Raw genomic sequence first — 9,711 nt, 5'->3', positions numbered from 1 at the left:
GCCGGACGCGCCGGTCATCGCCAGGGTGACGCGTTCCGGGCCGCTCACTTCAGGGCCTCGGCGAGTTTGCCATGCAGGCCACCAAAGCCGCCGTTGCTCATGATCACCACGTGAGTGCCGGGCCTGGCCTGGTGTTTCACGTGTTCGATAATGCCTTCCAGTGAGTCGCGGCAAATCGACGGCACCGTGCACAACGCGGCGATGGCAGGCAGGTCCCAACCGAGGTTGGCCGGCGCGTACCAAACAACCTGGTCGGCATCGTTGACGCTTTCCGGCAAACCATCACGGTGGGCGCCCAGCTTCATGGAGTTGGAGCGCGGCTCGATAATCGCGATCACCTGGGCATCACCCACACGCTTGCGCAAGCCATCCAGGGTAGTGGCGATGGCCGTCGGGTGGTGGGCAAAGTCGTCATAGATGGTAATCCCATTCACTTCGGCGACCTTTTCCATCCGGCGCTTGACGCTTTTGAACGCGCTCAAGGCCGCAATGCCCATGGACGGCACCACGCCGACATGCCGCGCAGCCGCCAGGGTGACCAAGGCATTGGCGACGTTGTGCTGGCCGGTCATGTCCCAATCGACGATGCCTTGGGCGACGCCTTCGAACAGTACTTCAAATTTGGAGCCATCTTCGCTCAGCAGCTTGACCTGCCATTGGCCGCCAGCACCGGTGGTTTGTACCGGGGTCCAGCAGCCCATCTCGATAACTCGCTGCAGGGCAGGTTCGGTGGTGGGGTGAATCACCAGGCCTTCGCTGGGAATGGTGCGCACCAAGTGGTGGAACTGCCGCTCGATGGCCGCCAGATCAGGGAAGATGTCCGCGTGATCGAACTCCAGGTTGTTCAGGATCGCCGTACGCGGGCGGTAGTGAACGAACTTGGAGCGTTTGTCGAAGAACGCGCTATCGTACTCATCGGCTTCGATAACAAAAAACGGGGTGTCGCCGAGGCGCGCCGACACCGAGAAATTCTGCGGCACGCCACCAATCAGGAAGCCCGGGCTCATGCCCGCATGCTCCAGCACCCAGGCCAGCATGCTGCTGGTGGTGGTCTTGCCATGGGTACCGGCAACGGCGAGTACCCAACGGCCTTGCAACACATGGTCGGCCAGCCATTGCGGGCCAGACACGTACGGCAAACCTTTATTCAGTACATATTCGACTGCCGGGTTACCGCGCACCATGGCATTGCCGATCACGACAAGGTCCGGGACCGGGTCGAATTGCGCCGGGTCATAACCTTGGGTCAGCTCAATGCCCTGGGCCTGCAGTTGCGTGCTCATGGGTGGGTAAACGTTGGCATCGGAGCCAGTAACATGATGGCCCAGTTCTTTGGCGAGCACCGCCATCGAGCCCATGAACGTGCCGCAAATACCGAGAATATGAATGTGCATAGTCGACCTCGTAAAACATCGAGGCAGGTTAGCGCAGGGAATGGAAAATCGCACTCTTTAGCTGTAGCACGCAGGCCTTGGGGGGGGGTAGCCGCCATTGTTTGTCAGAGCGTAGGGGAATATTCGATAAGTCCGGTGCCACAGGATGCATGCATGGCATCGGACCCATCGCCAGTTTGACTGAGCATCATCCATGACTCGAAAGTTTACGCGGGGTTATGTCACACGACTTTTGTTTCGGCAGACTCCGCCGGTAATTCCAGCGTTTTCATGTGCAACAACTTCCCTATGAACTTGTTTAATGCGTCGAATTTTTTATCAATAACATCCAGACGGCCTTTGTCATCGGTGCCGTCTGCGGGAGTGGCAATGTAAGGCCGGAATACCATGTCGCTTTCGTCCGCCAGTTTTTTAAGCTGTTCCTCCGCAGTTTTATACAAGGCCTCAAGCGTTTCCAGGCGCTCGCTTGGCGTACGCGACGACGAGGAGTCGCTCATTTTAAGTGCCGGAGCATTCGTTCCTTGACGCATTGCCATAATATTGTTGGCAATGACTTCCATGCGCAACTCGGCCAGGCCCAAGCGCGGTCGTGGCACCCGTGTCGGTGTCCTGCGTGGCGACGACCGATGTTGTCCCGTCGGTTTTCGCGGCAGGCACCTGCGTGCTTGGAGCCGGCTGGTGAGCCGGAGGGAGCAGTGGCGTATTGTTTGTAAACTGCGCCTTGATTGTCTCGCCAGACCAAACCGAGCCTGCGTAGGTACCAATACTCAGGGGAGCACTGACCAATCCGCTTACACCCGAACTGACAAAGGCGTCGCGGGCTACCGTCGCCGCCTGGGGCGAGGTGTCGAACACCTTAGCCTTGACCAGGCGATCAGCAACCATCAGGTTTTGAGTCACCTGTGCCATATCTTTAGGATCTGCGCTGGCCTGAGGCTTGAACGGCCGGTTGGCAGGCCCTTGGTTCATCAATTTTTGTTGTGTCAGCGTTTGAAAATTATTGGGTTTCTCGGGCTTGGGTAGCGTTGTGGAGGTGTCTGTGGCCGGATTTTTCCCTAACCGGGGTTTAGGTTGGGGAGCTATTGGAGGGGAGCTGCCCTGGCCACCGGGACGTACTATCGGAGGCGTTACACCGCCATTGCGCGGGGCCGGTGGTGTATTCACTGGAGGTAGATTGACCGTGTTGGGCCGAATTCTAATACTATTCATGATTATTATCTCACTTGTTGTTACTATTTACGCATAAGCGCTATTAGCGAGTTATCGAGACAATCGACAACCGCCAACTTAGTAACTAAACAGATAATGAACGTTCCAGAAGACAGTCACCCACACACGAAAATACATGACAAAACATTAATACGGTGCGACGCCAATTATTTAACGCACAGTCGCCCACAACACAGATTGATCACTCACAGCCAGAACAGGTAACGTCATCATTACACCTGTCGCGCTATACCATACTTACGTAACTTTCTATAAAGCGTATTTCTACTGACTCCAAGCACCGTCGCCACGTGCGTCATATGCCAGCGTTGCTGCACCAATGTTGCCAGCAATGCCTGGCGCTCGGCAGCATCCAGCAATGAGTTTGCCGGTTCACTCATCGCCACCGGCAGGGTTTGCACGGCACGAATCTGTGCAGGCAGGTCACCAAGCCTCACCCGCCCGTCCTCACACAGTGCGGCAAGGGTGCGCAACACCGTGCGCAACTGCCGCACGTTGCCCGGCCACGCGAACGCCAACAGGGCCTGGCGGGCCTCGCCGTCAAGCTGCACCGCCTGATCTCCCGCTTCTTCGGCCAACAGGAAGTCCAGCAGTTGCAACTTGTCACTGCGCTCGCGCAACGGCGGCAAGGCCACTTCCAGGCCATTGAGCCGGTAATACAGGTCTTCACGAAAACTACCGTCCTGCACCCGATCAAGCAGATTACGGTGGGTAGCGCTGATAATTCTGACGTCCACCGCTTGCGGTTCACCGCCGATGGGCACTACCAAGCGGTCTTCAAGCACCCTTAATAGCCGGGTTTGCAAAGCCAGCGGCATATCGCCGATTTCATCCAGAAACAACGTGCCACCATCCGCCTGCTGCAGCTTGCCGCGCATGCCTTCCTTGCGGGCGCCGGTAAAACTGCCGCCGCGATAACCGAACAGCTCGCTTTCGATGAGGCTTTCCGGGATGGCTGCGCAGTTGAGGGCCACAAAGGCTTTATCTGCGCGCAGGCTTGCATGGTGCACGGCCTTGGCAAACGCCTCTTTACCAGACCCGGTTTCCCCCTGGATCAGCAAAGGCACATCACGCTCGAACACCCGCAAGGCTCTGCGGAAATCGTTTTGCAGCGCCGCGTCTCCAAGGCAAATGCCCGGCAATCGCGGCCGCTCCGGCAAGGCGTGGGCCACCGGCACCGGTACGCTGCGTGGCNNGTGGCTGGCCGCGCAACACCGCGAACAAGCCACGGCCATCGCGGGTACGCAGGGGCCAACTGGCGCTGGCGTTCGCGCTGGCACGCCCGAGCAACTCATCGAGCGAACAATCGAAAAACGCCTCGACCGGCTGCCCCAACAACCCGCCACGGATTTGCCCGAGCAGGTTCAGCGCACTCTGGTTAACCGCGCAAATGCGCCCTTCACCATCGAACGCCAGCAGCCCTTCGCTGAACAGGCCCACAGACTCGGCCTGCAAATGAAAGCGCAGCAACCAGTGGTGCTCAAAATGGCGCAGGAAGTAACAGCTCTCGATCATCTTCGCCGAAAGATTGACCAGCGCCATGGTGTGGAACTGGCTCTGGCGCGACACCGCCTCCCGGGCCGAGGACACATCCAGCACCGCCAGCAGTTCGCCATGAGGGTCGAACACCGGGCTGGCCGAGCAGGTCAGGCCGGTATGTCGGCCACGAAAGTGTTCATCGCGATGAATCGTCAGGGACTGGCGCTCCACCAGGCAGGTGCCGATGCCGTTGGTGCCTTCGCAGGCCTCGCTCCAGTCGGCCCCCAGCCACAGGCCGGCACGTTCGAAAATCTTGCGCTCGCTGGGGGCGGTGACGCAGTTGAGGATCACCCCACGGGCATCGGTCAGCAGCACGGCATGGCCGGCGCCGGAGAGCTGTTGATGCAGGCTGTTCATTTCGCTACCGGCGATGCTCAGCACTTGCTGCAGGCGTTCGCGACTTTCCAGCAGGCGGCCATGTTCGAGCACCGTGGGCGCGATGGTCAGCGCAGGGTCGAGGTGATAGTCCTCCAGGCATCGCAGCCAGGAGCGGGCGATGGAGGGATCGCTGCCGGGGCCGTGCAACGGGTCCTGCCCACGGGTGACCGTCAGGACTTGCTGGGCATGGCGACTGAAATGATCGTTTTGCATGTTCTTATTATTCTCCCTGCGTGAACTACCGCGCGCGAGTGCCCAGCATCCTCCAGCCTCCCGACCAATGCAATCCCGGGCAGATCCACCGGTCACAGGCTGTACCGCTTATGGCACAAACTGTCACCCAGGCTGTACCAAGCCTGCCACAGCAACGGTTTGCAACAACCTCTAAACCCTTGATTTACAGGCTCTACGAGGCACTGGCCCGACCTTTGCTCTACGCTTTAACAAGCACAACCGTGCGTCCTCCAATAAACACAAAAAAGCCAGGAGATACCCACCATGCGTTACGCACACCCCGGTACTGAAGGCGCGATCGTTTCGTTCAAGGCCAAGTACGGCAACTACATCGGCGGTGAGTTTGTCGCGCCGGTCGATGGCAACTATTTCACCAACACCTCGCCGGTCAACGGCAAGCCCATCGCCGAATTCCCGCGCTCCACTGCCAAGGATATCGACAAGGCCCTGGACGCCGCCCACGCCGCCGCTGACGCCTGGGGCAAGACCTCGGCCCAGGACCGCTCGCTGGTACTGCTGAAAATCGCCGACCGCATCGAACAGAACCTCGAACTGCTAGCCATCACCGAAACCTGGGACAACGGCAAGGCCGTGCGCGAAACACTGAACGCCGACATCCCGCTGGCCGCGGATCACTTCCGCTACTTCGCCGGCTGCATCCGCGCGCAGGAAGGCAGCAGCGCCGAGATCAACGAACACACCGCCGCTTACCACTTCCACGAACCGCTGGGCGTGGTCGGCCAGATCATCCCGTGGAACTTCCCGCTGCTGATGGCCGCCTGGAAACTCGCGCCAGCCCTGGCCGCCGGTAACTGCGTGGTGCTCAAGCCTGCCGAGCAAACCCCGCTGGGCATCAACGTGCTGATGGAACTGATCGGCGACCTGCTGCCGCCGGGCGTGCTGAACGTGGTGCACGGCTACGGCAAAGAAGCCGGCGAAGCCCTGGCCACCAGCAAGCGCATCGCCAAGATCGCCTTCACCGGCTCCACGCCAGTGGGCTCGCACATCATGCACGCGGCCGCCGAGAACATCATTCCGTCCACCGTTGAGCTGGGCGGCAAGTCGCCGAACATCTTCTTCGCCGACATCATGAAAGCCGAACCGCAATTCATCGAGAAGGCCGCCGAAGGTTTGGTGCTGGCGTTCTTCAACCAGGGCGAAGTGTGCACCTGCCCTTCCCGCGCGCTGGTGGAAGAGTCGATCTACGACGACTTCATGAAAGTGGTGATGAAGAAGGTCGAGTCGATCAAACGTGGCGACCCGCTGGACACCGACACCATGGTCGGCGCCCAGGCGTCCGAGCAGCAGTTCGACAAGATTTTGTCCTACCTCGAAATCGCCAAGGGCGAAGGCGCCGAGCTGCTGACTGGCGGCAAGGTCGAGAAGCTGACCGGCGATCTGGCCACCGGCTATTACATCCAGCCAACCCTGCTCAAGGGCACCAACAAGATGCGGGTGTTCCAGGAAGAAATCTTTGGCCCGGTGGTGAGCATCACCACGTTCAAGGATGAAGCCGAAGCCCTGGCGATTGCCAACGACACCGAGTTCGGCCTGGGTGCCGGCCTGTGGACCCGCGACATCAACCGCGCGTACCGCATGGGCCGGGCGATCAAGGCCGGGCGTGTATGGACCAACTGCTACCACCTGTACCCGGCGCATGCCGCGTTCGGTGGTTACAAGAAATCCGGTGTGGGCCGTGAGACTCACAAGATGATGCTTGATCACTATCAGCAGACCAAAAACCTGCTGGTGAGCTACGACATCAATCCGCTGGGCTTCTTCTAACTCACAACCCGCTCCCACACTTGATCTTCACAAGACCTTGCTACTCATTCGGCTTACTTAAGTAAGCCGGGATAAAACAATAAGAAAGGGATTCCATCATGCCCAGCGAACCGAATGGCGCTCCGGCGTCCGGGTCTTCCGTCGACTTTGAAAAGGTCGGCACCGAATACTTCCAACAACGGGAACTGAAAAAAGGCGCTGCCGGCTGGGTACTATTAGTCGGTCTCGGTGTTGCCTACGTCATCTCCGGCGACTACGCCGGCTGGAACTTCGGCCTGGCCCAGGGTGGCTGGGGCGGTATGTTCCTCGCCACACTGCTGATGGCCACCATGTACCTGTGCATGTGTTTCTCCCTGGCCGAACTGTCTTCCATGATCCCTACCGCCGGCGGCGGCTACGGCTTTGCCCGCAGCGCGTTCGGCCCCTGGGGCGGGTTCCTCACCGGCACCGCGATCCTTATCGAATACGCCATCGCCCCCGCCGCCATCGCGGTGTTTATCGGCGCCTATTGCGAGTCGCTGTTCGGCATTGGCGGCTGGATGATCTACCTGGCGTTCTACATCATCTTTATCGGCATCCACATCTTCGGCGTGGGTGAAGCGCTGAAGCTGATGTTTGTGATTACCGCCGTCGCCGCGATTGCCCTGGGTGTGTTCCTGGTGTCGATGGTGCCGCACTTCAGTGTCGCCAACCTGCTGGACATCCCGGTGACCGAGGCCAAGGGCGCCAGCACTTTCCTGCCCTTCGGTTATGTCGGCGTGTGGGCGGCGATTCCCTATGCGATCTGGTTTTTCCTTGCGGTCGAAGGCGTGCCCCTGGCCGCCGAAGAAACCAAGAACCCCAAACGCGACCTGCCCCGCGGCCTGATCGGCGCCATTGTGGTGCTGACCAGCTTCGCCCTGCTGATTTTGGTGATCGCCCCCGGCGGTGCTGGCGCCTACGCGCTGATGGCATCGGGCAATCCCCTGGTGGAAGCCTTGTCCAAAGCCTACGGCGGCTCCACGTGGATGGGCCACTTCGTCAATCTGGTGGGCCTGGCCGGGCTGATCGCGAGCTTTTTCTCGATCATCTACGCCTACTCCCGGCAGATCTTCGCCCTGTCCCGCGCCGGCTACCTGCCGCGCAAGCTGTCGCAGACCAACAAAAGCAAGGCACCGGTACTGGCCCTGGTGATCCCCGGCATCATCGGGTTCGGCCTGTCGCTGACCGGCCAAGGCGATTTGCTGATCCTGGTCGCCGTATTCGGCGCGACCATTTCCTACGTGCTGATGATGGCCGCGCACATCACCTTGCGCATCCGCCGCCCCAAAATGGACCGCCCTTACCGTACTCCGGGCGGCATCTTCACCTCGGGCGTCGCCCTGGTACTGGCCTGCATCGCTGTTGTGGCGGGCTTTCTGGTGGATCCGCGCGTGGTGATTGGCGCCGCGATCATCTATGGAGTATTAATTGCTTACTTTGCTTTCTACAGTCGGCATCACTTGGTAGCAGGCACGCCGGAAGAAGAATTTGCGGCGATCCAGGCCGCAGAGGCCGCCTTGCACTAACTGCCATAAACCTCGACGCGGGCGCTTTACTCACATTCAGCCCGCGTCGACAAGGAGACTCTGTATGGCAAGCTTTTCCCACGCGGTCGGTGCATTGACCTACCGCTTCGACAGCCTCAAGGACGTGATGGCCAAGGCCAGCCCGGCGCGTTCCGGGGATTTCCTCGCCGGTGTTGCCGCGCAGAACGACGGTGAGCGGGTCGCGGCGCAAATGGCCCTGGCCAATATTCCGTTGAAGCACTTTCTCGAAGAAGTGTTGATCCCGTACGAAAGCGACGAAGTCACCCGGCTGATTATCGACACCCACGATAAACCGGCGTTTTCCGTGGTCAGCCACCTGACCGTCGGGGGCTTGCGAGATTGGCTGCTCAGCGACGCGGCCGACGAACAAAGCCTGCGCGCCCTGGCACCCGGGCTGACACCGGAAATGGCCGCCGCCGTGTCGAAGATCATGCGCGTGCAGGACTTGGTACTGGTGGCGCAGAAGATCCGCGTCGTCACACAGTTCCGCGGCACGATGGGCCTGCGTGGGCGCCTGTCTACCCGCCTGCAACCGAATCATCCCACCGATGAACCGGCGGGCATCGCCGCGAGCATTCTCGACGGCCTGCTCTACGGCAACGGCGACGCCATGATCGGCATCAACCCGGCCACCGACAGCATCGCCTCGATCTGCGCGATGCTGGAAATGCTCGACGCGATCATCCAGCGTTATGAAATCCCGACCCAGGCCTGCGTGCTGACCCACGTCACCACCTCCATCGAAGCCATCAACCGCGGCGTGCCGCTGGACCTGGTGTTCCAGTCGATCGCCGGTACCGAAGCGGCCAACGCCAGTTTCGGCATCAGCCTGAGCGTGTTGCAGGAAGGCTATGACGCGGGCCTGAGCCTGAATCGCGGCACCCTCGGGCAAAACCTGATGTATTTCGAAACCGGCCAGGGCAGCGCCTTGTCGGCCAACGCACACTTTGGCGTCGACCAGCAAACCTGCGAAACCCGCGCCTATGCCGTTGCCCGGCATTTCAAGCCGTTTTTGGTGAACACGGTCGTAGGATTTATCGGCCCCGAGTACCTGTACAACGGCAAGCAGATCATCCGCGCCGGCCTCGAAGACCACTTCTGCGGCAAGCTGCTGGGCGTGCCCATGGGGTGCGACATCTGCTACACCAACCATGCCGAAGCCGACCAGGACGACATGGACACCCTGCTCACCCTGCTGGGCGTGGCCGGAATCAACTTCATCATGGGCATCCCGGGCTCCGACGACATCATGCTCAACTACCAGACCACTTCATTTCACGACGCGCTGTACGCCCGCCAAACATTGGGTTTAAAGCCGGCACCGGAGTTTGAACAGTGGCTGGCGAAAATGGGCATCTTCACGCAAGCCGACGGCAAGGTGCACTTCGGCAACAGCCTGCCACCGGCATTCCGCCACGCCTTGGCGCAACTGGGATGAAGAAGGAACCGCCCGTGCACATCGACACCCCGGAAAACAACGTGGACAACCCGTGGCTTGAGCTGCGGCGCCTGACCCCGGCGCGGATTGCCCTGGGCCGCACCGGCACCAGCATGCCTACCGGCGCGCAGCTGGATTTCCAGTT

At 60.3% G+C, this 9,711-nt stretch carries 6 protein-coding genes and 1 pseudogene; 4 read left to right on the top strand and 3 right to left on the bottom strand.

Annotated features, from left to right (window positions below; all coding sequences use genetic code 11):
* Positions 1 to 44 precede the first annotated feature (44 nt).
* The 3 genes and pseudogenes from mpl to HX846_RS04895 all read right to left on the bottom strand — a co-directional run bounded on the left by mpl (position 45) and on the right by HX846_RS04895 (position 4,754).
* Positions 45 to 1,394, bottom strand: a complete 1,350-nt coding sequence (gene mpl / locus HX846_RS04905) for a UDP-N-acetylmuramate:L-alanyl-gamma-D-glutamyl-meso-diaminopimelate ligase (RefSeq protein WP_003219401.1) — start codon at positions 1,392 to 1,394, stop codon at positions 45 to 47.
* A gap of 221 nt (positions 1,395 to 1,615) precedes the next feature.
* Positions 1,616 to 1,954 (bottom strand): hypothetical protein, encoded by a 339-nt coding sequence (locus HX846_RS39460; RefSeq protein WP_256739769.1) that lies wholly within the window; start codon positions 1,952 to 1,954, stop codon positions 1,616 to 1,618.
* Between the two features lie 882 nt (positions 1,955 to 2,836).
* A pseudogene (locus tag HX846_RS04895) lies at positions 2,837 to 4,754 on the bottom strand (sigma-54-dependent Fis family transcriptional regulator).
* Between the two features lie 285 nt (positions 4,755 to 5,039).
* On the opposite strand from HX846_RS04895, the gene HX846_RS04890 reads away from it, so the two are divergent.
* The 4 genes from HX846_RS04890 to HX846_RS04875 form a co-directional block, all read left to right on the top strand.
* Positions 5,040 to 6,560: an aldehyde dehydrogenase family protein gene (locus HX846_RS04890; protein WP_003219398.1), complete on the top strand. Its 1,521-nt coding sequence runs from the start codon at positions 5,040 to 5,042 to the stop codon at positions 6,558 to 6,560.
* Positions 6,561 to 6,658: 98 nt separating this feature from the next.
* Positions 6,659 to 8,107, top strand: coding sequence for an ethanolamine permease (gene eat, locus HX846_RS04885; RefSeq protein WP_008436523.1), 1,449 nt, complete (start codon positions 6,659 to 6,661; stop codon positions 8,105 to 8,107).
* A 64-nt stretch (positions 8,108 to 8,171) separates the two neighbouring features.
* A complete protein-coding gene (locus tag HX846_RS04880; RefSeq protein WP_178965058.1) occupies positions 8,172 to 9,566 on the top strand; it encodes an ethanolamine ammonia-lyase subunit EutB in 1,395 nt (464 codons plus the stop codon).
* Positions 9,563 to 9,711: ethanolamine ammonia-lyase light chain EutC (locus HX846_RS04875; protein ID WP_178965057.1), on the top strand; the 149-nt coding region annotated here is incomplete at its 3' end. The genes HX846_RS04880 and HX846_RS04875, both read left to right, overlap by 4 nt.

It is taken from the genome of Pseudomonas sp. K5002, from assembly GCF_013386655.1.
Taxonomy (GTDB): Bacteria; Pseudomonadota; Gammaproteobacteria; order Pseudomonadales; family Pseudomonadaceae; genus Aquipseudomonas.
The sequence above is the reverse complement of the archived record's forward strand: the minus strand, read 5'-3'. Positions and strand labels throughout refer to the sequence as shown.